Consider the following 22571-nt stretch of genomic DNA (forward strand, 5'->3'; position numbering starts at 1 on the left):
TCACCACCCACGGTGGTGACCTACCGGGACAATCGCATCGGGTAGATCACGACCGTTGGTCGTGATCCGCCATCAGAACCCGCAGAAGCAGTAAGCCAATGCCTTCACCGGGGCGCTGCCGCGGGGATCGCGGGCGGCGTCTTCGACGAAGCGCAGCTGGGTGTCCACTTCCGGCATCGACCGGGCCAGCATCATCCGCGCCATGCCCGTTTCGCCCAGCATCCAGGCCCCGGCGTGGGTGCCGGCGAAGCCACTGAGGAACTGTGCGAACGGGGTGGCGGCCTTTTCGATGTAACGCACGCGCACCTTGTCCGGACCGCCCAGCTTGGCGCGGGTGGCCGCATCGGCGACCGCGTCCTTCAGCCCACCAAAGGCGTCGACCAGACCCCGCTCCTTGGCCTGCGCACCACTCCACACACGGCCACGGGCGACTTCATCCACCGCCTCGACCGGCTTGTTGCGCGCATCGGCCACCTTGCCGGTGAAATCGGCATAGCCCTTGTTGATCACCGACTGGATCACCTGGCCCACCGCCGGATCCATCGGCCGGGTGATGTCGAACGCACCGGCGAAACGGGTGGTGCCCACGCCGTCGGTATGCACGCCGATCTTGTCGAGCGAACGCGACAGGTTGGGGATCATGCCGAAGATGCCGATCGACCCGGTGATGGTCGACGGATCGGCATAGATGCGGTCGGCATTCATGCTGATCCAGTAACCGCCCGAAGCGGCCAGGTCGCCCATCGACACCACCACCGGCTTGCCCGCCGCCTTCAGCGCCACCACTTCACGGCGGATCTGTTCGGACGCGAACACCTCGCCGCCCGGCGAGTCCACGCGCAGCACCACGGCCTTCACGTTGTCGTCGTCGCGCGCTTCGCGCAGCAGGGCGGAGGTCGATTCGCCACCGACCCGGCCCGCCGGCAGGTCGCCGCCGGCGATCTCGCCCGAGGCCACCACCACCGCCACCTGCGGACGCGAGTCCACCGGCGAGCGGCGCAGGTCGAGCTGGGCCAGGTAACCGTCCAGGTCGATGTTGCGGAAGCCGCCGTCGGCGTCTTCGTCGGCCACGCCACGGTCGGCCAGCAGGTCCTCGACTTCCTCGCGGGTCTTCAGGCCATCCACCAGCTTCTGCTGCAACGCGAACTTGGCCAGGTCGCCGCCGGCGGCGGCGATGCCTTCGGGCATCGTGTCGATGCCGGCGGCCAGCTGCGCGGCGTCCAGCTTGCGTGCCTTGGCGATATCGGCCAGGTAGCGCTGCCATACGTCGTTCATCCAGAACAGGTCGGCTTCCTTGGCCTGCGGCGAAGCGGCATCGAGCACATACGGTTCGGCAGCGGACTTGTATTCGCCCACCTTGAACAGATGCACGTCCACGCCCAGCTTGTCCTGCAGGCCGGTACGGAAGTACTGGCGATAGCGGCCGAGGCCCTCCAGCACCACCCCGCCCATCGGGTCGAGGTAGATCTCATCGGCCTGCGCGGCCAGCAGGTACTGCCACTGGCTCATGTTGTCGCTGTAGGCCACGACCTGCTTGCCGGCGGCACGCACCGCCTGCAGCGAGGCGGCCACTTCGCGCATCGAGGCAAAACCGCTCGGCTGCAGCTTGTCCAGCTGCAGCACCACCCGTTCGATCTTCTTGTCTTCGCGTACCGCATCCAGCGCACGGATCAGGTCGCGCAGCTGCACTTCTTCGGCACTGTTGTCGCCAATGGCCTTGGCAAGCGCCCGGCTGACCGGGTCCGCACTGAACTGCTCGACCAGGCGACCTTCGGGCGCGATCACCAGCGAGGTGCGGTCCTGCAGCGCGCGGTTGCTGCTGGCGCCCTTGCCCATGGCCACCACGAACAGGACCAGGATCAGGAACAGCAGGCCGAAGAACAGCAGGTTGAGGATCAGCCTGCGGGTAAAGTTCATCACATCCCACAGCCCGATGAAGAAGCTGGCGACGGGATTGCGACGCACGGGTTGGTTCATGGGGAAAACTCCAATTGGCTTCTTGCCGTGGTACCAGCATAGCCGCTGCCGCACAGGGCGGCATCGGACACAAGTAAGGGGGCCGTCAGGCCGGGTTTAGGTGATGCCATCCGCCAGACCGTTTCCGACACGGCGGCTGCTGACACGCAGCCGCCACGCCATCAGGATCGCCGCGGCGGTGAGGCCCAGGATCAGGCCCAGCCACATGCCCTGCGGCCCCATGCCCAGGCCCAGGCCCAGCCCGGCCCCGAGCGGCATGCCCAGCCCCCAGTAAGAAAACATGGCGATGAACATGGGCACGCGGGTGTCCTTCAGCCCGCGCAGGGCGCCGGCCGAAAGCACCTGGATGCCGTCGGGGAACTGGAACGCGGCGGCATACAGCAGCAGGGTGGAGGCCAGCGCGGCCACGCCCAGGTCGGCGGTGTAGACGCCGACGATGGCGTCGTGCCCGAACAGCAGCACCAGCGCCGACAGCGTCTGCGTGCCCAGGATGATCAGCAGCCCGGCGATCGACGCGCGGCGCACGCCGGGTCCGTTGCCGCTGCCCACCGCATGGCCGACGCGCACGGTGGTGGCTTCGGCCACGCCCATCGGGATCATGAAGCACAGCTGCGCCACGTTGATCGCGATCTGGTGCGAGGCCGCCTCGGTTGCCCCCAGCCGGCCGATCAACAGCGCGGTGACGATGAACAACCCGCCCTCCATCAGCACGGTGATGCCGATCGGCAGGCCGGTGCGCAGCAGATCCCAGATCGCCGCCCAGCGCGGCATCTCCAGGTGCGAGAACAGTTCCAGGTGGGCGAAGCGCCGGGTCTTCCACAGATACCCCGCAAAGCACAGCGCCTGGATCCACATCATGGTGGCCGAAGCGATGCCCAGGCCTTCGGCACCCATTTCCGGGAAGCCCAGCTTGCCGTAACACAGCACGTAGCCCAGCGGCGCCAGCACCAGCAGGCCGCCGAAGCCGAGCAGCATGGTCGGGAGCGTCCAGTGCATGCCTTCGCTGAGGTAGCGCATGCAGAAATACAGGGTGAGCGCCGGTCCACCCCAGCGCACGGCGTGCAGGAACGCGGTCGCGCCGGGCACGATGTCCGGCGCGATGCCGAACGCCGGCAGCAGCGGCGGCACCACCGTAAGGAAGGTGAACATGATCAGGCCCAGGCCCAGCGCCAGCCATAGCGCCTGGCGGAACAGCGGGCCGATCTCGCGCTCCCGTCCGGCGCCGTGCAGCTGGGACACCGAGGCGGTGAGCGAGATCAGGGTGCCGATCGGAATGAGCATCGGCAGCCACAGCAGGGCCGTGCCGATGGTGACGGCGGCGAGGGTGTGGGTGCCGTGGTGACCGGCAATGACGTTGTCGACGAAGGAAATCAGGCCGGTGGAGATGTGGCCGAGCACCAGCGGCAGCGCAAGCAGACCGGTGGCGCGCACTTCCCGGGAAAGGCGCGGCGTGGAGATAGCGGTAGACATGGGATCACAGACCGCAGACTACGGCAGCGCGCGAAGGGCACAGGCACCGGGTTGCGGGCGGCCATCTTACGCCTAGCGCACTACATTTTCCCGCAGCCACGCATCGCGCGCGGCCGGCGCCAGGCCGAGGAACTGGTCACGCACCTGGTCACGCTCCTGCGGGGGCGTGCGCTGGGCGATCAGGGTGAGCTGGGCCAGCTGGCCGTCGTTGAGCTGGCGCAGTGCGACCAGGGCCGACTCGCGCTGTGCGGCCGGCAGGTAGCCGAACAGACCCTGCAGCTTGGGGAACTGCTGGCCGAGCTGCGGACCCAGCAACCAACCGTCGCGGAAGCGCTGGTCCTGCTCGTCGAAACGTGCGCGCAGCGCCTGCTGCTGCGCGGCCGGCAATGCGGCCACCCGGCGTGCCGCGTCACGGATGCGGGCACGTTCGGCTTCGGGCAATGCCTGCCACTGCGCATACCGGGCGCGCAGCTGCCGCAGCTGGGCCGGGTCCAGCGCCGCTGGCGTGGCCGGAATGGCCGGCGCGGTGGTGGGAACGGGGACGGCCGGCGCAGCAGGCTGCGGCAACGGCAGCGGTGCAGCATGGGCGCCAGTGCACAGGCACAGCGCCAACAGCAGGGACGACTTATTCATCGGCGGCAGCCGTCTCCAGGCCGGCGGTGGCGGGTTCGGGGCGGTTGGGCTGTGGCTGCGACTCATCCACCGGTACCGGGCCGCCGGCGGCAAACCAGGCATACAGATCGGCATCGCGGGCCAGCATCAGCTCGGGATCGGCCAGCATCGCGGCGTCGCTGGCGGCGTGGGCCGGATCGGCCGGGGCGGTCACCGGCAGGTCGTCGGCCGGCAGGGCCTCCACCACCACCGGATCGGCGATCGACACGGCGCCGTCGGGCACGCTGGCTTCGGGCGGCGCGGCGGCCGGCCGGTGCTTCCACCAGGCGGCACCGCCCAGCAGCACGCCGGTGGTGACCAGCAGGATCAGCAGCCCCCGCCACAGGGGCCGGTGCCTGCCGGCACGGCGCGGCGGCAGGCGGCGCCCGGCGCTGCCGGTCGCCGCCGGGGCACGCCAGGACGTGGCCGGCGCGTCCTTGCCCGGCGACGGCGCCGCGGCAGGCTGGTGCAGTTGCTGCAGGCGGCTGGCGGGCAGCTCGCGCAGGCGCTGCTGCACCTGTTCGGCCAGCGCGCGCCAGGCCGCTGCATCCGGGTGGCCGTTCGCATCGCGCGGGCAGGCTTCGGCCAGCGCCTGTTGGTACTCGCCCACCGGCATGTCCAGGATCTGCGCCGCGGCGGCTTCGTCCAGCCCGCCACCGACCCGCAGCAGCAGGGCCAGCCGCGCGGGCGGAGCCAGCTGCTGCAGATGCGCCAGCCCCGGCGCCCACTGGCCGCCGGCGGGGGGCTGCCGGATCGGGTGCCGGTGGGCCAGCAGGATCCAGAACCGGTCCGGCCACTGCGCCATCGGCACATCGCTGGCAATCCCGGCGAAGGCGCGCATGACCGCGACCAGGGCCTGTTCGGCCAGCGTCGGATCGCCGCACTGCAGTTCGGCGACCACCAGCGCGCGGCGTTCGACACCGCGCAGGAACGCAGAAAGCGCACCCGCTGCGTTGGAAGAAACAGGGGCGTTCACAACCGTCATAGCAACTCCATAAAGTGCCCGGAATGATACCGAGTGCGCCCGCGCCAAGGCATGCCGATGCAGGCCGCACGTGAAGACAGCGCGGCGCTGGACCGCTTGACAGCGGCGCAGGTTGTGCACAGCACCAACAAATTCGGCACAAAACCCGAGGGTGAAGCCCGCGTCACTCATGTGTCAGCTTTGTTTCACAGCTATCTTGTTGATTTTAAATAAAATTACTCTGTGGCTATTTTTTGACCAACCTGTGCGCTGCTGCGGAACTCCCTGACAATCAGCTCGGAGTTCGACACTCGCACACAGACTTATCCACAGAAGATGTGGATAAGACCGAATCTCTAATGGCCACGGATATTTAGCCGGTAGTTAAGTTGCACAGCCCCACCCCGGTGCACGGCGTTGCCTGACTGAACAGGGCCGTGCGCGACCGCTACACTGGTCCGATGCCCCGCCCCGAGCCCATTCCCTGCCTGCAGGTTGTCCTGCCCGTGCCACTGCCGCAGTGGTTCGATTACGCCCCGCCGCCCGGCGAGCCCCCCCACCCGGGCATGATCGGGCGCCGGCTGCGGGTTCCGTTCGGAACGCGCGAGCTGGTCGGGGTGGTTGCCGGTATCGGCACGGTGGAGGGTGCCGACGCCGATGCCGGCGCCCTGCGTGCGGCGCTCGCGTGGCTGGACCCGGCCCCCCTGCTGGGCGGCGAGCTCTGGTCATCGCTGCAGTGGTTGGCGCGTTATACCCACGCGCCGCTGGGCGAGGTGGTCAGCACGGCGCTGCCGGCGCCGTTGCGCAAAGGTGTACCGGTGCCTGACACCCACCGCTGGGGCTGGCAGTTGACCCCGGCCGGACACGAACAACGGGCGGCACTGCGCGCCGGTACCCGGCCGCGCCGCATGGCCGAGCTGCTGGCCGACGGCAGTGTCGACGAGGACGTACTGGACCAGGCGCTGGATGCCTGGCGCAGCGCCGCGCGTGCGCTGGCCAAACGCGGACTGGTCGAGCGCGTCGCGCTCGCACACCGCCCCGCGCAGCCCAGCCTCCAGCCCGGCCCCGTGCCGAATGCAGAACAGGCCAGCGCAATTGCCGCGATCACCGCCGCCGAGGGCTTCGGTGCGTTCCTGCTCGATGGCGTCACCGGCAGCGGCAAGACCGAGGTCTACCTGCAGGCGATCGTGGCCTGCCTGGCGCGCGGACGCCAGGCGCTGGTGCTGGTGCCCGAGATCGGGCTCACCCCGCAGACGCTGGCGCGCTTCCGCAGCCGGCTGGGCATCGCGGTGCATGTGCTGCACTCCGGCTTGAACGACAACGAGCGCGCGCGGGTCTGGGCGGCCGCCGCACGTGGCGAGGCCCAGGTCATCGTCGGCACCCGTTCGGCGGTGTTCACGCCGCTGCCCAATGCCGGCCTGATCGTGGTCGATGAAGAACATGACGGCAGCTACAAGCAGCAGGACGGCATCCGTTACCACGCCCGCGACTTCGCACTGGTGCGGGCCAAGGCACTGGCCATTCCCGTGGTGCTGGGCAGCGCCACGCCATCGCTGGAATCGCTGCACAACGCGCATGCCGGTCGCTACGCCCATCTGCGCCTGAAGCAGCGCGCCGGCGATGCGCGCCCGCCCACGGTCCGGGTGCTGGATGTGCGCAAGCGTCCGCTCAAGGACGGCCTGTCGCCCGAGGTGCTGGACGGCATCGGCCAGCATCTACGGGCAGGACATCAGGTCCTGGTGTTCAAGAACCGACGCGGTTATGCGCCGGTGCTGCTGTGCCACGACTGCGGCTGGACCGCGCCGTGCCGGCGCTGTGACGCGCCGATGACGGTCCACGCCGGGGGGCGCCGCCTGCAATGCCATCACTGCGGTGCGCGGCAACCGGCGCCACTGGCGTGCCCGGACTGCGGCAGCCTGGCACTGCAGCCGCAGGGCATCGGCACCGAACGTCTGGAGGAGCATCTGGTGGATGCCTTCGCCGACTATCCGGTGATCCGTATCGACCGGGGTACCACCCATCGCCGCGATGCCCTGGAGACCCAGCTGGCCACGCTGGGCGAACGCGCCGGCATCCTGGTCGGCACGCAGATCCTGGCCAAGGGCCACGACCTGCCCAAGCTGACCCTGGTGGTGGTGGTGGGCATCGACGAGGGCTTGTTCTCGGCCGACTTCCGCGCGAGCGAAAAGCTGGCACAGCAGCTGATCCAGGTCGCCGGCCGGGCCGGGCGCGCGACCGACGCCGGCGAGGTCTGGCTGCAGACCCACCATCCCGGCCACCCGCTGCTGGAAACGCTGGTCACTGGCGGTTACCACGCCTTCGCCGACGCCGAGCTGCAGCAGCGCGACGCGGCCGGCTTCCCGCCATTTGCGCACCTGGCCCTGCTGCGCGCCGAAGCGCAGCAGGTCGACCATGCCAACGCCATGCTCAGCGGCGTGCGCGATCTGATTCCGCACGACTGGCCGGTGGAGCGGTTCGGCCCGATGCCGGCGCCGATGCCCCGTCGCGCGGGGTACCAGCGCACCCAGCTGCTGCTGTCGGCACCGTCGCGGCGTCCGCTGCATGCGCTGCTCGACCAGATCATGCCGCAGGTCCATGCGCTGCCGCAGGCGCGCAAGGTGCGCTGGTCATTGGACGTGGATCCCACTGACCTGTATTGAGATCGGGAAGGCCGGTCAGGTCAGCGGTGTCATCACCGCTTTGACATACGCAGGACGTTGCTGCAGGCGCTGGTACCACGCTTCCAGGTGCGGCAGCGAGGGACGCTGGATCGGCAGTTCGAACCACGCGTAGACCAGCGCGCCCAGCGGAATGTCGCCCATCGCGAACTGCCCGCCGGACAACCAGGGCTGCTGCGCCAGCGTGGCATCGGCCATCGCCAGCAGTTCACCGGCTCGCACCACGGCAGCGTTGATGCGCGCTTCGTCGCGGTTGGCCGGGGCGGTGCGCATGATGCCCCAGATCAGTTCGCTGTACAGCGGCGCCATCCGCGAGGTGCTCCAGTCCATCCACTTCTCGGCCTGGGCGCGCGCCATCGCTTCTTCCGGGTACAGCGTGCCCAGCGCGTAACGTGCGCAGAGGTACCGCACGATGGTATTGGACTCCCATAGCGGCAGTCCCTGGTCTTCGATCACCGGCACCAGGCCATTGGGGTTCATCGCCACATACTCGGGCGACTGGGTACCGCCGAACGGGCCACCGACTTCGATGGAGGTGTACGCCAGGCCGATTTCCTGCGCGCACCACAGCACCTTGCGCACGTTGCTGGAATTTTGCCGGCCCCAGATCTTCAGCATGTTGGTTTCCTGATCATTGAAGTGCGCCGCTACGATACGCCGATCGGCGTCGCAGGCGCGACGGCTGCTGAACCCTGCAGCGGGCCTGCACGTACGCACGCGCCCGTACGTGCGACGATGTCCGGTGTCGCTTGCCAAGGAGTCCTTGCATGACCCGCGATCCCCTGCCCCACCTGGTCATCATCGGGGGTGGCTTCGCCGGCCTCTGGGCCACCCGCGCGCTGGCCAGCGCGCGCGTCCGCATTACGCTGGTGGACCGTCGCAACCACCATCTGTTCCAACCCCTGCTGTACCAGGTGGCCACCGCTGGCCTGTCCGCGCCCGATATCGCCGCACCACTGCGCCACATCCTGGGTCAGCAGCGCAACGTGGAAGTCCGCCTGGGCGAGGTCACCACGATCGACAAGCACGCCCGGCAGATCACCCTGGCCGACGGCAGCACGCTCGGGTACGACACGTTGATGCTGTGCACCGGGGCCACCCATGCTTACTTCGGGCATGACGAATGGGCGGCCGATGCACCGGGCCTGAAAACCCTGGATGACGCCATCGCGCTGCGCCGCAAGCTGCTGCTGGCATTCGAGCGCGCCGAAGCCGAGCCGGACCCGGCGCGCAAGGCCGCCTGGCTCAGCTTTGCGGTGGTGGGCGGCGGTCCCACCGGCGTGGAGCTGGCCGGTACGCTGGCGGAGATCGCGCGGCACACGCTGCGCAACGAGTTCCGCCATATCGACCCGGCCAGCGCCAAGGTGCGGCTGGTCGAAGCCGGGCCGCGGGTGCTGTCCAGTTTCCCCGAGGTGCTGTCGCTGAAAGCGCGGCGGCAGTTGGAGAAGCTGGGCGTGGAGGTGCTGACCGGCACGGCGGTGAGCGACATCAACGGCGAGGGCTTCCAGCTGGGCGATCAGTTTGTTGCCGCGCGTACGGTGGTGTGGGCCGCAGGCGTAGCCGCCTCACCGCTGGCGCGTACGCTGGACGTTCCCCTGGACCGCGCCGGGCGCGTGCCGGTGCAGCCCGACCTGACCCTGGAGGGTCATTCGGAGATCTTCGTGGCCGGCGACCTTGCCGCGATCAACCAGGCCGACGGCAGGCCCGTGCCTGGCGTGGCCCCGGCCGCCAAGCAGATGGGCAAGCATGTGGCCGCGACCCTGCGCGCACGGTTGGAGGGCGCGCCCGCGCCAGGCCCGTTCAAGTACCAGGACTTCGGCAATCTGGCCACGATCGGGCGCATGGCCGCCATCGTGCACCTGGGCCGGCTGCAGTTGTCCGGCGTGCTGGCCTGGTGGTTCTGGCTGGCCGCGCACGTCTTCTTCCTGATCGGCTTCCGCAACCGCATCGTGGTGCTGCTCAACTGGGCGGTGGCGTACTGGAGCTACCAGCGCAGCGCGCGGATCATCTTCGGCGATGATCGGGAGGATCGGCGACCGAAGCGGCCCGATCAGGGATCGTTGCCGGGAGCGAGGTGAACGTCCCAGGTGCACAGGTAGTCCGGGTCGCTGATGGTCAACGCCTGCGAACGCAGGGTGTAGTTGCCGGGTGCCGCTGGCGTGTAGTGATCCAGGGCGGGCGGCAGGAACAGTTCTTCGCCGTCCAGCGCACTGGCCAGCACCACCCCTTCGTCCTCGTTGATGCGCAGCACCCGTCCGGCGAACTGCCGGTGTTCCAGCGCGTTGCCGTCGGCATCCAGGTAGGTGATGCCGGCCAGCACGGTGGCGCCGATCATCGCTTCGGCCTTATCGCGGTCGATCACGGTCGTGGCCCTGCCCTTTCAGTATCGTCATACGATAGCGTGTGGCACGAACCGTGAGGTGTTCTGCGTGATCAGCGTGGCGTCTTCACGGATGCCGATGCCCGCGGGCGTATCGGCAATCACCCAGGACCCCACCAGCGGATAGTTGCCGTCGAAACAGGGCAATGGATGGAAGGCCTGCACGATGGCGGCATCGTCGTTGTACGGACCGTCGGTTTCGATACAGTCCCCGTCGGGCGTTGTGATGCGGATATTGGCGCCTTCGCGCGACAGCAGCGGCTTGCGTACCCAGCCGGGAGCCGGTGCTTCACCCGGCGCCACGAAGTGGGCCGGCAACAGGTTCGGATGCCCGGCATGCCGTTCCCACAGCAGCGCCAGGACGCCCTTGTTGCTCAGCACCGCCTTCCATGCAGGCTCGATGAGCTGCATGCGGCGCGTGGCCAGCTCCGGCCCGAAGCGTTCTTCCATCATGTACTCGAGCGGGTACAGCTTGAACAACGTCTGGATGACGTTGTCCTGCTCGTCGGTAAACCAGCCCTCGCGCGACAGGCCGATGTCTTCGATCACCACCTCCCGGGTGGTGATCCCGACCTGGTGCGCGCAGTCGCGCAGGTAACGCACGGTGGCGCGATCTTCCTCGGACTCGCGCACGGCCGAGAAGTGCATCGTCGACCCGATCAGGCGCTGCTGGGCCAGCGTGGCAAGCGCCTCCAGCAACATGTCCTGGATGCTGTTGTACTGGTCGGTGCCGACCGGCAGGCGGCCGGCCCGGATCTGATCCTCCAGCCACAACCACTGGAAGTACGCGCCTTCATACAGCGACGTCGGCGTGTCGTACTGCAGCTCCAGCAGCTTGGCCGGCCCGGTGCCGGCATAGCTGAGGTCCATCCGTGCGTACAGGTGCGGGTCGCGTCGCCGCCAGGACTCGGCAATCCAGTCCCAGTACTGCGGCCCGATACCCAGGCGCGTCAGCAATGCCTCCGATTCCACCACCTCGGACACCAGGCCCAGCGCCATGTCGTGAAGCGCCTCGGTGGGCGCTTCGATGTCGTGCTCGATCTGCTCCAGGGTGAACGCGTAATAGGCGGTTTCGTCCCAATAGCGCTCACCGTCGATGGTGTGGAAGTGGAAACCCAGCCCTTCGGCCTGCTCGCGCCAGTCCGGGCGTTCGTTGATCGGGATCCGTTTCACCGTGCGTGCGCTCAGCCGCCGAAACTGCGTCCGCCGCCATAGCCGCGGCTGCTGCCGGAGCTGCTGCGCGAACTGCTGAAGCTGCTGCGGGCCGCAGACACCGACCCGAAGCCGGAGCGCGATACGCTGACCGCACGCGCGGGCACGCTGGTATTGCCGGCGTCTCCGTAAACACGACCCGCATGATCGCTGGCGATATCCCCGTTGGGGCGGCGGAATCCGCCGGTACGGTAGTCACGATACAGCGGTGAGCTGCCGCCCACGGTGCGGTAGCCACCAGAGCCGCCGCCGCGGCTGCAGCCCTGGGCGTCCGGGGTGCGCTGGCAGTCGGTGCCGGGGCGGCCGTTGAGCAGGTTGCTGGCCATGTACCCCACCAGGAAGCCGGTCATCGGCGGCACCCAGCTGACCTGGCCCTGGTCGTTGCGCGCCTCCGTGCACGCGCCGAACTGTTCATTGCACTGGTTGCGATCGCTGAAGCGCGGCGCGACCCGCTCGTGGTCCGCCAGCGCCTTCCTGTAGGCCGCATGACACTGATCGATCGGTACGTCGGTCTGGGTATCGCACTGCGAATCGGTATACAGCACCTGTCCGGTCGTCTGCGGCTCGGGGCTGTCGCAGCCACTGAGCAGCAACACCGTGGGCGCGGCGGCCACCATCAGGGTCAGGCGCAGGTTGGAAGAGCGCTTCTTCATGGGCGTCTCCCTTACGGAACCATGGCGGCGGAATTGACCAGGCCCACGGCAATGGCCACGCCTGCGGAGAACCAGCCGGCTGCCTCATTGCCTGCATCGATCTGGTCCGGTCCGCGACGGGTGATGATGGCGCGCGAAATGCCGAACGCCACCAGCTGCATCACTGCGGCGATACCGCCCCAGATCGCCGCATCCAGCAGCGACACCGAATTGCTGATCACGGCGTTGAGTGGCAGCGCGATACCCACCAGCGCACCGGCCATGCCGATGCCTGCCGCCTTGTTGCCCTGGCGGATGAGGGTAATTTCGCGGTGCGGGGTGACCAGCGCCACCAGCGTGATCGCCAGCAGCAGGATCAGCAGGCCAACGCCGGCAAAGGCGCAGAACGCGAGGAAGGAATGTCCGTTGATGACATACTGCATGGGTGGTCCTTGCAAGGTGGGAATGACAGGGATGCGCAATGGAGCGTTGCAGGTCGAGGCATCAGGTGATCTGGAAATCCTCCACGCCCAGGTCCACGCCCACCGCGTAGGTGACGCAGAACTCGGTTGGCCCGCTGTCTTCGGCGGTGACCAGCAGGAATTCGCTGCGGTCCAGTTCGGGCACGTCGCGCTGGTACATCATGGCGTAGTGGGTGAGCTCGCCATCCTTGCGCGCCGGGTCATAACGGTACAGGGTTTCGTCGAACACCATGGCCGGGATGCGCCCACTGGCAGTGGTATTGATCTGCCGCTGCCAGCGTTTGCCGCCGTAGTCGATCTCCGGCGCGCCGAGGTGCGCGTGGGTCAGGATGAAGGCCTGGAAGGCATGCTTGTCGGGAGGGTTCACGGTTTCGGCGAAGCTGAAACCCATCAGCCCATCCACATCCCCGCCGATGGTCTGCACCATCAGGTAGGCATCGTCGTCGACATAGCAGCGGTGCTGCACGGTACCGTCGCCCAGGTCGATCTGGCCGATGCACGGGATGCCCTGGAAGCCACCCGGCAGCTCGCCCAGCATCGCTGCCGGCGCCACCTGGTACATGGTGCGGTCGAAGGTGATGCGCGCGCCGATGCGCAGCCCGAGTGGCAGCGGGAATCGCATGGCGCCGCGCGCCTGCGTTGGCGCCACCGGCATGGCGGCAGGCTTCCCGAACAAGCGGTTGAAGAATGTCATGCAGTGGCCAGGGCGGCAGCGGGCGATGCAAGGGACGAGGCGAACACGGCGGCCGGTTCGATCCGTTGCTGGCGCAGGTAATACAGGACATCGCCCGGCGCCACCGCGGTGGATTCGGGAGGATTCAACGTCGGGACACCGCCGCGCGCGCAATGGCCGAGCAGGTTGGCGCGCTCGAGGCGGAACGCGTCGATCAGGCCGCCATAGCTGCGCAGGGGTCCCGCCGGCACCGCAACGCTGAAGTTGGTCATGCCGGTATCGCCCGCGCACAGCATGTCCATCGTCAACGCGGACGTGCCGGGATCCTGCGCAGCGCGCGCCATGATGTCGGCCGTCAGCGGGCGGGTCACTTCAATGGACGGATAGTGGGCGAGCACCAGCCGCGACGGCGCAACCGCGTCGAAATACGCCACGACCGGGCAGTCCAGCGCCAGCGCGCCCACCGCCAGGGTGGCCGAGATGGCCAGGTCGTCGTTGGCGCAGTACACCAACACCCGCCCGGCCGTGGTCATGGAGGCGCGCGCGTACACCGCCGGATCGGCGTAACTGGGAACGTTGACGAAGCGCACCAGGCCGTTGTTGGGATGCGGATGCTCTTCCAGGCCGGTCGCCACGATGACGATACCCTCGTCGTCGGTCGCGGTGTCGCTCAACAGCAGGTGGACCAGGCGGGTGGATTCTGCTCCCCGCCATCCGACCAGCACGGTGTGGCCGGCCATGTCATACGCCATCTTGCCCATGTGATGTCTCTTCCAGAAAGCCAGAAGTGCGCCGCTCAGCTTGGCCAGCGTCGCGGCAAAGGTCGCCACTGCCACCGGCATCACGAACAACGCGGTGATCAGGCGTCCCTGGGTCAAGCCCGGGGACAGGTCGCCATACCCGATGGTGGTGGCGGTCGTGACGTAGAAGTACACGAAGGCATGCCACGCGGTGAGTTTCTCCTCGCCGCTGGCCGCGAGCAGGCACCAGCTGGCCAGCATGTGGACCAGCAGCACCGCCGCCAGTATCGGCCAGCTCACCCGCCGTACATGCAGGCGGAAGGCACTGGCCAGGCGCTGGATCAGGAACATGCCGCCCCCGAGGGTCAGTGCTGGCCGTCGCGCGGGCTGATCACCCCGACCAGCACGTCTCCCTCGGCTATCGGCACGGTGCCGGGCAGCAGGCCCGACGCCTGCTGCGGCAGCTGCCGGGGCTGCTTGAAGCGCGCCAGCACCGCTGCGGCACTGGAGGAATCTTCCAGCAGCCCGGCGGCCGCGAGCTTCCGGTTGAGGTCGCCATCGCCGGTCTCGGCCTCCAGTTCTTCAGCGGCGAGCATCTGGGCGCCCTGCTGGGCCTGGCGTGCCTTGATCCGCTCCAGCGAGCCCAGCGCGGTCGACATTTTGCTGCTGGCCCCGGCGTGGCGCGACGCGATGGCGGCCTGGGCACGTTGTACGGTATCGGTAGCCTTGACCTGGTCGACCTGCGCACGCATCTGCTTCAGCCGCGATTCGGTCCTGGACACCGTTGAACGCAGTGTGGCGATGCTCTGGTCCAGCTGGGCCCTGGCGTCGCGCGCACTGGCCTGCTCGGTCTCCAGCGGCGCCATTTTTTCCGCGACCTGCAGCGCGAGGGCTTCGTCGCCCTTGCCCAATGCGCCTTCGATATAGCGACTGTACTCGGCGATCTTGCGGTCGCGCGCGGCGATCTCGTTCTCGCTGAGCTTCGACTGACCCATCAGCCGGGCCAGGTCGACCTTGGACCGGTCCAGCTGGGTCGCGGCATCGCGGATTTCCTGGTCGAGGATCGTCAGCGCCTTGGCATCGACGATCTTCTCGCCTGCCTCGTGTGCGGTGCCGCGGAACAGCGTGACCAGCTTGAGAAAAATGCTCATCGATGAGGCCTCAGACGAAGTAGGGGCGCAGTGCTTCGACTGCGTCGATCGTGTTGGCGGCAAGCGCCTGGATTTCTTCGTCGATGGCGTCGATACCCGAGCGGGTCGACAGCTCGCCGAAGACGACGTAGTTCTCCACGCCATCGGCATCGGTGGTGATGCCCAGGTTCGACAGCGGGTTGATCGGGTTCAGCCGCATGCACGCGGCATCAAGGCCTGCCACGTCCGACACCTCGCTGGCTGGCACCAGGATCGTGGACACCACGATCTGCTCACCGGAGACCGCGATGATGATGTCCAGGTCACCGAACTCCTGCAGCTCGACCCGGACCGCAGGGGTCAGGCCTTCGATCAGTTCGACGCGCACGCCCTCGTTGCCGGCATGGCGTTGGCCCAGCTGGGCATGGATGTCGTGGATGCTCAAGGACATGGGACAGGTTTCCTGTGGTGGTGGGTTGGCAGCAGGACGGCCGGCTGCGCGCGTGCCGCCGGCGTAACCGGCAGCGCACTGAATCAGGTAAGGGGGGGTATAGCAGCGCGGGCCGCGGCGCGGTGGTCGCGCGGGTCCTGCGTTCACGGCGGTCCCGCACTCCTGGCGGGCATGTCCTTGTGCCTGTCTCCTGGTATGCCCGTTGGGGCTGGCCAAGCTTAGCGTTACGCCCGGTTCGGTGGAAGTGGCTTTCGCGTCGTCCGTCCCGGCACAGGGAAAGCGGCGAAAACGCCGCCGTTACGGGCGCTGCAGCCAGGCCAGCTTGCGGGCGCGCGGCTGGCGCTTGAGCTCGCATTCCGCCCTGGAGGCCGCCGACCGGTCAGGGTAGGCGCGCATCGCCAGCAGCTTCAGCGGCGGATTGGCGCGGGTGTAACGCGCGCCCTTGCCGCTCAGGTGGGCCTGGAACCGCGCCTCCACGTCATTGCTGATGCCGGCGTAATAGCTGCCGTTGCGACATTCGAGCAGGTACACGTACCAGGGGGCGGGTTCAGCGGGCATACCGGGATTATCCACCGGCACGGGCACGCTGGCTGCTAGAATCGGCCCCGGATGCAGGAGAGAGGCGCCGCGCCGGCGCCCGCCGAAGGCGCAGGCTCCCATAATCGCTCAGGCCGGTGGCGCGACACGCCATCAACCATGCATCCAACACGCCGATCTGGAGAGAGGTCTTCAATGACCCGCCGAAGGGGCACGTGGCCTGGCCACTGAACTCTCAGGCAAAAGGACAGCGGGAGCGGCAACGGAATCCCACCCCATGACAGTGCTGCGGCGCTGGCGCGTGCGCGTTTCCGTCCCTGCCTTCCCTCCGGAGCCGCTGCATGCTGCTGTCCATCATCTACCTCATCGCCATTTCCGCCGAAGCCATGACCGGTGCGCTGTCTGCCGGTCGTCGGCGCATGGACCTGTTCGGCGTGGTCATCATCGCCTGCGTCACCGCCCTGGGCGGCGGTTCGCTGCGCGACATCGTGCTGGGCCACTACCCGCTGGGCTGGGTCAAGCACCCCGAGTACCTGGGCTTCACCATCTGTGCGGCACTGATCGCCACCTGGGTGGCACGCTGGATGCACCACTTCCGCCGCACCTTCCTTGTGCTCGATGGCCTGGGGCTGATCTGCTTCACGCTCATCGGCTGCGCGGTGGCGCGCGATGGCGGCCACGCCGCACCCATCGTGCTCATCGCCGGCATGCTGACCGGCGCTTTCGGCGGGGTGCTGCGCGATGTGCTGTGCAACGAAGTGCCGCTGATCTTCCAGAAGGAACTCTATGCGGTGATCACCCTGCTGACCGGTGCGGCATGGCTGGGCCTGCTGGAACTGGGGGTGTCGCTCAACGCCGCCACGCTGGGGTGCCTGGGCGGCGGCTTTGCGTTCCGCCTGCTGGCGATCCACTTCAAGTGGGAAATGCCGAAGTTTGTGTACCGCGACGAGGTGCATTGAAGCGCACCGACCAGCGGTCGTCACTTACGCTTGGTGGCTGAGGGGCAGCATCAGCGTGAGCGGGTGGATGGGTGAAGCGATGAAACCGTGCTTGAGGTAGAACGCCTTGGCGGGCTCATTGATGGCATGGCAGAGCAACGCGCGTGCGCCGACCTGAGCGCACGCCTGCAGCGAACGCAGCACCGCATCCTTCAACAAACCCTGGCCAATGCCCTGTCCCGCCCTGTCCTCATGTACCGCCAACCGCCCCAACACGATGACCGGAACAGGATCGGGCATGTTGCGGCGCATTCGTCCGGGCGCGGCTTCATGCGCTATGGAGCCGGCTGAGAGCGCGTAGTAACCGACAACGCGACGCTGCTCGTCGCAGGCCACGAAGCATCGTGATGCGCCGGATGCCTGGTTCTGGCGTGCACGTTCAAGCAGCCATTTCGCCAGGGCGGGAGCGCTGCAGCGGACGTCATCCAACAGATGATCCGCGTGCAGCGGTGTTGGAGCGGAGAGCCACAAGGGCTCAGCGTTCCCAGGGCGCCGGCGTGCTCAACAACCGGCGCAGGGCAAGGTTGTCCTCCAGCGGTGCGTCCAGCAGCGCGTTGAAGCGCTGCACCTGCTCGGCATTCAACGTGAACTGCGTCTGGTCGGCCAGCACCTCTCGCGCCCGGTCGCACGCGGCATCCAGGATGAACTCGGTGCGATTCAAACCACTGATCTCTACTGCACGATCGATCAGAGCCTGCTTATCGGCGGGTGCGCGGAAATTGATGACTTTGCTTGCGGTTCCCATGGGAAGCACTCGCACGTTGCTGGATTGTGCATACATCGTACATACAACCTGTAGGCCCCTCAAGTGGGGCCTGCAGTGTCCGCTTCCGGCCGCGCAGTATCCAATTGATTCTATTCAATAAAAGCAGACTTCCGATAGCGCCTTACTTTCGTGGCGCCGGCGGACGCCGGGCGGCCTCCGGGGTCAAGCCGCCTCGGCCAGTCGCCGTGCGCGCCGCGCACGCACGGCCTGGGCCAGCGCCTCCAGCACCTCCAGCGAACTGTCCCAGCCGATGCAGCCATCGGTGATGCTCTGGCCGTAGACCAGCGGCTGGCCTTCCACCAGGTCCTGGCGACCGGCGACGAGGTGGCTTTCCACCATCACGCCCACGATGCGTTCTTCGCCTGCCATCAGCTGTGCATTGATATCGGCGATTACTTTCGGCTGGTTTTCGGGATTCTTGCTGCTGTTGGCGTGGCTGGCATCAATCATCAATCGCGCCGGCAGCTGCGCCTTGGCCAGCGTCTGACTGGCGGCATCCACGCTGGCTGCATCGAAGTTGGGCACCTTGCCGCCGCGCAGGATCACGTGGCAGTCCGGGTTGCCGGCGGTGGCGACGATGGCGGTGTCGCCCTGCTTGGTGACCGACAGGAAGTGGTGCGGATTGGAGGCGGCGCCCACCGCATCGGCGGCGATCTTGATGTTGCCGTCGGTACCGTTCTTGAAGCCCACCGGGCACGACAGCCCCGACGCCAGCTCGCGATGCACCTGGCTTTCGGTGGTGCGTGCGCCAATCGCGCCCCAGGCAACCAGGTCGGCGATGTACTGCGGCGAGATCACGTCCAGGAATTCCACGCCGGCCGGCAGGCCCAGCTTGTTGATGTCGCGCAGCAGGCCGCGCGCAACGCGCAGGCCTTTGTTGATCTGGAAGCTGCCATCCAGGTCGGGATCGTTGATCAACCCTTTCCAGCCCACGGTGGTGCGGGGCTTTTCGAAGTACACGCGCATGACGACTTCCAGCTCGCCGGCGTAGGCATCGCGCAGCGGCTTCAGGCGCTGGGCGTACTCGATGGCCGCCACCGGGTCGTGGATCGAGCACGGCCCGATCACCACCGCCAGGCGGTCGTCGCGACCGTGCAGGATCTCGTGCAATGCGGCGCGCGAGGCACTGACCGTGGCGGACGCTTCGTCATCGCAGGGCAACATCGCCAGCAGCTGGGCCGGCGGGGTCAAGGGTTCGATCTTGCGGATGCGCAGGTCGTCGGTGTGCGGGGGCATGGGGGTGTCTCCTGGAAGGTAGGGGTCCCCAGCGCGGCGGCAACAAAAAAGCCGCCAGGTGCGCTGGCGGCTTTCGGGAATGCGTCTGAAGGTTTCTTCAGGGTGAGCGCATGCCTTCCTCCGCCGGTGGCTTCGGAAAGTAATACCAAAAGTAGGAATTGGCGGGGCGTGCGTTCATTGGGGACTATTGATAGCACAGCTTTTGTGCGACGCAAAATGTTTCATTCGCAACTGGGAACGCCGCCGGGCGGCGCGCTACGATCCGCGATGATCCCCGGAGGAGTGCCGAGCATGCGCCCGTTCGTCCTGATCCTTTCCCTGCTGTTGCCCGCCCACGAGGGCCTGGCAGCCCCACCCCCCTTGCCCACTGCCGCAGCGGTGGATGCGGAAATGCAGCGGTTGATGCAGGCCACCCATGCCCAGGGCCTGGCCCTCGCCGTGGTCGATGGCGGCAGGGTGGTACAGGTGCACGCGGCGGGCAAGCGCAATGCCAGCGGCGATCCCCTGCAACCAGACACCATTATGTACGCCGCGTCGCTGACCAAGGCCGCCTTCGCCTACATGGTGCTGCAGCTGGTGGATGAGGGGGTGATGGACCTGGACCAGCCCATCGCCGACTCCCTCGACCGACCGCTGCCGGACTATCCGCCCGACGCGCGCTACGCGCCATGGCCGGACCTGAAGGACGACCCGCGCTGGCGCCAGCTGACCCCGCGCATGCTGCTCAGCCACCGCAGCGGCTTTTCCAACTTCGCCTTCCTGGAGCCGGAAGGGAAACTGCGGCTGCATTTCGACCCGGGCACGCGCTACGCGTATTCCGGCGAGGGGCTGATCCTGCTGCAGTTCGTGCTGGAACAGGGAATCGGCCTGGACGTGGGCAGGGAAATGCAACGGCGCGTGTTCGACCGCCTCGGCATGACCCGCACCAGCATGACCTGGCGCGCCGACTTCGCCGGCAACCTCGCCGATGGCTGGACGATGGACGGCAGCACTGAACCGCATGACGAACGCAGCCGGGTACGCGCCGCCGGTTCCATGGATACCACCATTGCCGACATCGCCACGCTGGCCGCCGGACTGGTGCGCGGCGAAGGACTCTCCGCCGGCAGTCGGCGCGACCTGGTCCGCGCGCAGTGGCCGATCACCACCGCCTCGCAGTTCCCCACCCTGCAGGAAGAACTGCCGCCGTTGCAACGTCGTGCAGGCCTGGCCGCGGGCCTGGGGGTGGTGGTGTTCGAAGGGCCGCAGGGCCACGCGTTCTACAAGGGCGGGCACGACGACGCGGTGGGCAACACCCTGGTCTGCGTGGAACGCGGCCAGCGCTGCGTGGTGATCCTGGGCAACGACGTGCGCGCCGAAGCGGCGTTCCCGGCACTGGTGCGCTTCGTGCTCGGCGACACCGGCGCACCGTGGACCTGGGAATACGGCAACAAGACCTTCGTCCGGTAGCGCCGTCGACCGGACAAACGAAAACCCCGCCTTGCGGCGGGGTCTTCATGTACAGCACGACAGGATGTCGCGTGTGCGGGGACCTTAGAAGTCCATGCCGCCCATGCCACCCATGCCACCCATGCCGCCACCGGCCATGGCCGGCTCATCCTTCTTCGGCGCTTCAGCCACCATCGCTTCGGTGGTGATCATCAGGCCGGCAATGGACGCGGCGTTCTGCAGGGCCGAACGGGTCACCTTGGTCGGGTCCAGGATGCCGAACTCCAGCATGTCGCCGAACTCGCCATTGGCGGCGTTGTAACCGTAGCTGCCGGTGCCTTCCTTGACCTTGTTCACGATCACCGACGGCTCTTCGCCGGCGTTGGCGACGATTTCGCGCAGCGGGGCTTCCATCGCGCGCAGGGCGATCTGGATGCCGTGGTTCTGGTCTTCGTTGGCGCCCTTCAGGCCGGCCAGCGCGGTGACCGCACGGACCAGGGCCACACCGCCGCCCGGCACCACGCCTTCTTCGACCGCTGCACGGGTCGCGTGCAGGGCGTCGTCGACGCGGTCCTTCTTTTCCTTCATTTCGATTTCGGTCGACGCGCCGACCTTGATCACGGCAACACCGCCGGCCAGCTTGGCCACGCGTTCCTGCAGCTTTTCACGGTCGTAGTCCGACGAGGTGTCTTCGATCTGGGTCTTGATGCGGGCCACGCGCGATTCCACGGCAGCCTTGTCGCCCAGGCCGTCGATGATCGTGGTGTTTTCCTTGGAAACCTGCACCTTCTTGGCGCGGCCCAGGTCGTTGATGGTCGCCTTTTCCAGCGACAGGCCGATCTCTTCGGAGATCACGGTGCCACCGGTCAGCACGGCCATGTCTTCCAGCATCGCCTTGCGACGGTCGCCGAAGCCCGGCGCCTTGACGGCCACGACCTTGACGATGCCACGGATGGTGTTGACCACCAGGGTGGCCAGCGCTTCGCCTTCGACTTCCTCGGCCACGATCAGCAGCGGCTTGCCAGCCTTGGCGACGCCTTCCAGCACCGGCAGCAGGTCGCGCACGTTGGAGATCTTCTTGTCGTGCAGCAGGATGTACGGATCATCCAGGTCGGCAGTCTGCGACTGCTGGTTGTTGATGAAGTACGGGGACAGGTAGCCGCGGTCGAACTGCATGCCCTTGACCACGTCCAGCTCGTTTTCCAGGCCCGAGCCTTCTTCAACGGTGATCACGCCTTCCTTGCCGACTTCCTTCATCGCTTCGGCGATGATGTTGCCGATCGACTCGTCCGAGTTGGCCGAGATCGTGCCGACCTGGGCAATGGCCTTGTCGTCAGCGGTGGGCTTGGAGATGTTCTTCAGCTCGGCGACGGCGGCCACCACGGCCTTGTCGATACCGCGCTTGAGGTCCATCGGGTTCATGCCGGCGGCAACGGCCTTGGCGCCTTCGCGGATCAGGGCCTGGGCCAGCACGGTGGCGGTGGTGGTGCCGTCACCGGCGTCATCATTCGTACGCGAGGCGACTTCCTTCACCATCTGCGCGCCCATGTTCTCGAACTTGTCGGACAGTTCGATTTCCTTGGCGACGGACACGCCGTCCTTGGTGATGGTCGGGGCGCCGAAGCTCTTCTCGAGCACGACATTGCGGCCCTTCGGGCCCAGGGTGGCCTTGACGGCATTGGCGAGAACGTTGACGCCGCGCACCATGCGCGAACGGGCGTCTTCACCGAAACGAATTTCCTTGGCAGCCATTGCGATTACCTTTTCTGTAGAGCCACGCCAGGCGTGGCTGAATCAATAGGGGATGTGCAGAGCCGGGCGCTGCCCGGCTGAACGAGCGACGCGGTCTCAGCCAACGATGGCGAGGATGTCGTCTTCGCGCAGCACCTTGTATTCCACGCCTTCACTCTTGTAGCTGCTGCCGGCGTACTGGCCGTAGATGACCTTGTCACCCACCTTCAGCGACGGCTGGCGCACGCTGCCGCTGTCCAGCGGCTTGCCCGGGCCCACGGCCACGACTTCACCCTTGGTCGACTTTTCCTTGGCCGAGTCCGGAATGACGATGCCGCCGGCGGAAATTTCGTCGGCTTCGATCGGCTTGACCACAACGCGGTCGTGAAGCGGCTTGATGTTCATGTGGGACCTCTTAAGTTATTGATTGGTCTG

Annotated in this window: 24 protein-coding genes and 2 riboswitches; of the genes, 5 read left to right on the top strand and 19 right to left on the bottom strand. The window is 67.3% G+C overall.

The features are described 5' to 3' along the window. Nucleotides 1-72 precede the first annotated feature (72 nt). From sppA to ACIGII_RS06920, 4 genes are all read right to left on the bottom strand, one after another. Nucleotides 73-1977, bottom strand: a complete 1905-nt coding sequence (sppA, locus tag ACIGII_RS06905) for a signal peptide peptidase SppA (protein ID WP_399635981.1) — start codon at nucleotides 1975-1977, stop codon at nucleotides 73-75. Nucleotides 1978-2073: 96 nt separating this feature from the next. After that, on the bottom strand, nucleotides 2074-3447 hold the full coding sequence (locus ACIGII_RS06910) for an MATE family efflux transporter (RefSeq protein ID WP_399635984.1): 1374 nt from the start codon (nucleotides 3445-3447) through the stop codon (nucleotides 2074-2076). 72 nt (nucleotides 3448-3519) lie between these two features. Then, nucleotides 3520-4080, bottom strand: a complete 561-nt coding sequence (locus tag ACIGII_RS06915; protein WP_399635986.1) for a DUF3106 domain-containing protein — start codon at nucleotides 4078-4080, stop codon at nucleotides 3520-3522. Next, on the bottom strand, nucleotides 4073-5083 hold the full coding sequence (locus tag ACIGII_RS06920; RefSeq protein WP_399635989.1) for a hypothetical protein: 1011 nt from the start codon (nucleotides 5081-5083) through the stop codon (nucleotides 4073-4075). Before ACIGII_RS06920 ends, ACIGII_RS06915 begins: the two co-directional genes overlap by 8 nt. 33 nt (nucleotides 5084-5116) lie before the next feature. Between ACIGII_RS06920 and ACIGII_RS06925 the strand changes: the two genes are divergently transcribed. Together ACIGII_RS06925 and ACIGII_RS06930 are read left to right on the top strand one after the other, a co-directional pair. After that, a complete protein-coding gene (locus tag ACIGII_RS06925; RefSeq protein ID WP_399635991.1) occupies nucleotides 5117-5296 on the top strand; it encodes a hypothetical protein in 180 nt (59 codons plus the stop codon). Nucleotides 5297-5523: 227 nt separating this feature from the next. After that, nucleotides 5524-7722 (top strand): primosomal protein N', encoded by a 2199-nt coding sequence (locus tag ACIGII_RS06930; RefSeq protein WP_399635994.1) that lies wholly within the window; start codon nucleotides 5524-5526, stop codon nucleotides 7720-7722. Between the two features lie 15 nt (nucleotides 7723-7737). Here ACIGII_RS06930 and ACIGII_RS06935 read toward each other — a convergent pair whose 3' ends face one another. Continuing rightward, nucleotides 7738-8358, bottom strand: a complete 621-nt coding sequence (locus ACIGII_RS06935) for a glutathione S-transferase family protein (RefSeq protein WP_399635996.1) — start codon at nucleotides 8356-8358, stop codon at nucleotides 7738-7740. Between the two features lie 149 nt (nucleotides 8359-8507). On the opposite strand from ACIGII_RS06935, the gene ACIGII_RS06940 reads away from it, so the two are divergent. Next, the gene (locus ACIGII_RS06940; protein ID WP_399635999.1) at nucleotides 8508-9818 is read left to right on the top strand and encodes an NAD(P)/FAD-dependent oxidoreductase; all 1311 of its coding nucleotides are present in this window, start codon (nucleotides 8508-8510) and stop codon (nucleotides 9816-9818) included. Here ACIGII_RS06940 and ACIGII_RS06945 read toward each other — a convergent pair. The 9 genes from ACIGII_RS06945 to ACIGII_RS06985 form a co-directional block, all read right to left on the bottom strand. Then, a complete protein-coding gene (locus ACIGII_RS06945; RefSeq protein ID WP_399636002.1) occupies nucleotides 9791-10102 on the bottom strand; it encodes a hypothetical protein in 312 nt (103 codons plus the stop codon). The two genes, ACIGII_RS06940 and ACIGII_RS06945, sit on opposite strands and share 28 nt — an antisense overlap. 27 nt (nucleotides 10103-10129) lie before the next feature. After that, a complete protein-coding gene (locus ACIGII_RS06950) occupies nucleotides 10130-11293 on the bottom strand; it encodes a glutathionylspermidine synthase family protein (protein ID WP_399636005.1) in 1164 nt (387 codons plus the stop codon). Between the two features lie 11 nt (nucleotides 11294-11304). Then, complete coding sequence (locus ACIGII_RS06955; protein ID WP_399636008.1) at nucleotides 11305-11985, bottom strand: DUF1190 domain-containing protein; 681 nt, start codon at nucleotides 11983-11985, stop codon at nucleotides 11305-11307. A gap of 11 nt (nucleotides 11986-11996) precedes the next feature. Next, nucleotides 11997-12407 carry a DUF350 domain-containing protein gene (locus ACIGII_RS06960; RefSeq protein ID WP_399636009.1) on the bottom strand — a complete coding sequence of 137 codons (411 nt, stop codon included), beginning with the start codon at nucleotides 12405-12407 and terminating at the stop codon, nucleotides 11997-11999. A 61-nt stretch (nucleotides 12408-12468) separates the two neighbouring features. Next, nucleotides 12469-13140, bottom strand: coding sequence for a DUF2491 family protein (locus ACIGII_RS06965; protein ID WP_399636012.1), 672 nt, complete (start codon nucleotides 13138-13140; stop codon nucleotides 12469-12471). Further along, nucleotides 13137-14210: a potassium channel family protein gene (locus tag ACIGII_RS06970; protein WP_399636015.1), complete on the bottom strand. Its 1074-nt coding sequence runs from the start codon at nucleotides 14208-14210 to the stop codon at nucleotides 13137-13139. The genes ACIGII_RS06965 and ACIGII_RS06970 overlap by 4 nt, the downstream gene beginning before the upstream one ends. 14 nt (nucleotides 14211-14224) lie before the next feature. Further along, nucleotides 14225-15010, bottom strand: a complete 786-nt coding sequence (locus tag ACIGII_RS06975; protein ID WP_399636018.1) for a PspA/IM30 family protein — start codon at nucleotides 15008-15010, stop codon at nucleotides 14225-14227. Nucleotides 15011-15020: 10 nt separating this feature from the next. Further along, nucleotides 15021-15440 carry a DUF2170 family protein gene (locus ACIGII_RS06980; protein ID WP_399636020.1) on the bottom strand — a complete coding sequence of 140 codons (420 nt, stop codon included), beginning with the start codon at nucleotides 15438-15440 and terminating at the stop codon, nucleotides 15021-15023. A 297-nt stretch (nucleotides 15441-15737) separates the two neighbouring features. Continuing rightward, entirely contained in the window at nucleotides 15738-15998 is a 261-nt protein-coding gene (locus ACIGII_RS06985; RefSeq protein WP_399636021.1) for a GIY-YIG nuclease family protein, read from the bottom strand. A 51-nt stretch (nucleotides 15999-16049) separates the two neighbouring features. Further along, a riboswitch (glycine riboswitch) is annotated at nucleotides 16050-16124 on the top strand. A gap of 21 nt (nucleotides 16125-16145) precedes the next feature. Continuing rightward, nucleotides 16146-16236: riboswitch (glycine riboswitch) on the top strand. A gap of 82 nt (nucleotides 16237-16318) precedes the next feature. Here ACIGII_RS06985 and ACIGII_RS06990 point away from each other — a divergent pair. Then, the gene (locus tag ACIGII_RS06990) at nucleotides 16319-16936 is read left to right on the top strand and encodes a trimeric intracellular cation channel family protein (RefSeq protein ID WP_399636023.1); all 618 of its coding nucleotides are present in this window, start codon (nucleotides 16319-16321) and stop codon (nucleotides 16934-16936) included. A gap of 24 nt (nucleotides 16937-16960) precedes the next feature. Here ACIGII_RS06990 and ACIGII_RS06995 read toward each other — a convergent pair whose 3' ends face one another. The 3 genes from ACIGII_RS06995 to ACIGII_RS07005 all read right to left on the bottom strand — a co-directional run bounded on the left by ACIGII_RS06995 (nucleotide 16961) and on the right by ACIGII_RS07005 (nucleotide 18977). Beyond that, nucleotides 16961-17404 (bottom strand): GNAT family N-acetyltransferase, encoded by a 444-nt coding sequence (locus tag ACIGII_RS06995; protein WP_399636026.1) that lies wholly within the window; start codon nucleotides 17402-17404, stop codon nucleotides 16961-16963. Nucleotides 17405-17450: 46 nt separating this feature from the next. Beyond that, nucleotides 17451-17756, bottom strand: coding sequence for a DUF1778 domain-containing protein (locus ACIGII_RS07000; protein ID WP_399657476.1), 306 nt, complete (start codon nucleotides 17754-17756; stop codon nucleotides 17451-17453). A 147-nt stretch (nucleotides 17757-17903) separates the two neighbouring features. Next, entirely contained in the window at nucleotides 17904-18977 is a 1074-nt protein-coding gene (locus ACIGII_RS07005; protein ID WP_399636032.1) for a 3-deoxy-7-phosphoheptulonate synthase, read from the bottom strand. 291 nt (nucleotides 18978-19268) lie between these two features. Between ACIGII_RS07005 and ACIGII_RS07010 the strand changes: the two genes are divergently transcribed. After that, nucleotides 19269-20426: a serine hydrolase domain-containing protein gene (locus ACIGII_RS07010; protein WP_399636035.1), complete on the top strand. Its 1158-nt coding sequence runs from the start codon at nucleotides 19269-19271 to the stop codon at nucleotides 20424-20426. Nucleotides 20427-20510: 84 nt separating this feature from the next. On the opposite strand, the gene groL is transcribed toward ACIGII_RS07010, so the two are convergent. Together groL and ACIGII_RS07020 are read right to left on the bottom strand one after the other, a co-directional pair. Further along, entirely contained in the window at nucleotides 20511-22157 is a 1647-nt protein-coding gene (gene groL / locus ACIGII_RS07015) for a chaperonin GroEL (RefSeq protein WP_399636037.1), read from the bottom strand. A gap of 96 nt (nucleotides 22158-22253) precedes the next feature. Then, entirely contained in the window at nucleotides 22254-22541 is a 288-nt protein-coding gene (locus ACIGII_RS07020; protein WP_399636039.1) for a co-chaperone GroES, read from the bottom strand. Between the last annotated feature and the right edge of the window lie 30 nt (nucleotides 22542-22571).

Origin of the sequence: Stenotrophomonas sp. NPDC077420 (genome assembly GCF_044543385.1) — a bacterium.
GTDB lineage: Bacteria > Pseudomonadota > Gammaproteobacteria > Xanthomonadales > Xanthomonadaceae > Stenotrophomonas.

Coding starts and splice junctions, on each gene's coding strand:
- sppA (WP_399635981.1), bottom strand. CDS start 1,977: ATGAACCAACCCGTGCGTCGCAATCCCGTCGCCAGCTTCTTCATCGGG.
- ACIGII_RS06910 (WP_399635984.1), bottom strand. CDS start 3,447: ATGTCTACCGCTATCTCCACGCCGCGCCTTTCCCGGGAAGTGCGCGCC.
- ACIGII_RS06915 (WP_399635986.1), bottom strand. CDS start 4,080: ATGAATAAGTCGTCCCTGCTGTTGGCGCTGTGCCTGTGCACTGGCGCC.
- ACIGII_RS06920 (WP_399635989.1), bottom strand. CDS start 5,083: ATGACGGTTGTGAACGCCCCTGTTTCTTCCAACGCAGCGGGTGCGCTT.
- ACIGII_RS06930 (WP_399635994.1), top strand. CDS start 5,524: ATGCCCCGCCCCGAGCCCATTCCCTGCCTGCAGGTTGTCCTGCCCGTG.
- ACIGII_RS06935 (WP_399635996.1), bottom strand. CDS start 8,358: ATGCTGAAGATCTGGGGCCGGCAAAATTCCAGCAACGTGCGCAAGGTG.
- ACIGII_RS06940 (WP_399635999.1), top strand. CDS start 8,508: ATGACCCGCGATCCCCTGCCCCACCTGGTCATCATCGGGGGTGGCTTC.
- ACIGII_RS06955 (WP_399636008.1), bottom strand. CDS start 11,985: ATGAAGAAGCGCTCTTCCAACCTGCGCCTGACCCTGATGGTGGCCGCC.
- ACIGII_RS06960 (WP_399636009.1), bottom strand. CDS start 12,407: ATGCAGTATGTCATCAACGGACATTCCTTCCTCGCGTTCTGCGCCTTT.
- ACIGII_RS06965 (WP_399636012.1), bottom strand. CDS start 13,140: ATGACATTCTTCAACCGCTTGTTCGGGAAGCCTGCCGCCATGCCGGTG.
- ACIGII_RS06970 (WP_399636015.1), bottom strand. CDS start 14,210: ATGTTCCTGATCCAGCGCCTGGCCAGTGCCTTCCGCCTGCATGTACGG.
- ACIGII_RS06975 (WP_399636018.1), bottom strand. CDS start 15,010: ATGAGCATTTTTCTCAAGCTGGTCACGCTGTTCCGCGGCACCGCACAC.
- ACIGII_RS06980 (WP_399636020.1), bottom strand. CDS start 15,440: ATGTCCTTGAGCATCCACGACATCCATGCCCAGCTGGGCCAACGCCAT.
- ACIGII_RS06985 (WP_399636021.1), bottom strand. CDS start 15,998: ATGCCCGCTGAACCCGCCCCCTGGTACGTGTACCTGCTCGAATGTCGC.
- ACIGII_RS06990 (WP_399636023.1), top strand. CDS start 16,319: ATGCTGCTGTCCATCATCTACCTCATCGCCATTTCCGCCGAAGCCATG.
- ACIGII_RS07000 (WP_399657476.1), bottom strand. CDS start 17,756: ATGTATGCACAATCCAGCAACGTGCGAGTGCTTCCCATGGGAACCGCA.
- ACIGII_RS07005 (WP_399636032.1), bottom strand. CDS start 18,977: ATGCCCCCGCACACCGACGACCTGCGCATCCGCAAGATCGAACCCTTG.
- ACIGII_RS07010 (WP_399636035.1), top strand. CDS start 19,269: ATGCGCCCGTTCGTCCTGATCCTTTCCCTGCTGTTGCCCGCCCACGAG.
- groL (WP_399636037.1), bottom strand. CDS start 22,157: ATGGCTGCCAAGGAAATTCGTTTCGGTGAAGACGCCCGTTCGCGCATG.
- ACIGII_RS07020 (WP_399636039.1), bottom strand. CDS start 22,541: ATGAACATCAAGCCGCTTCACGACCGCGTTGTGGTCAAGCCGATCGAA.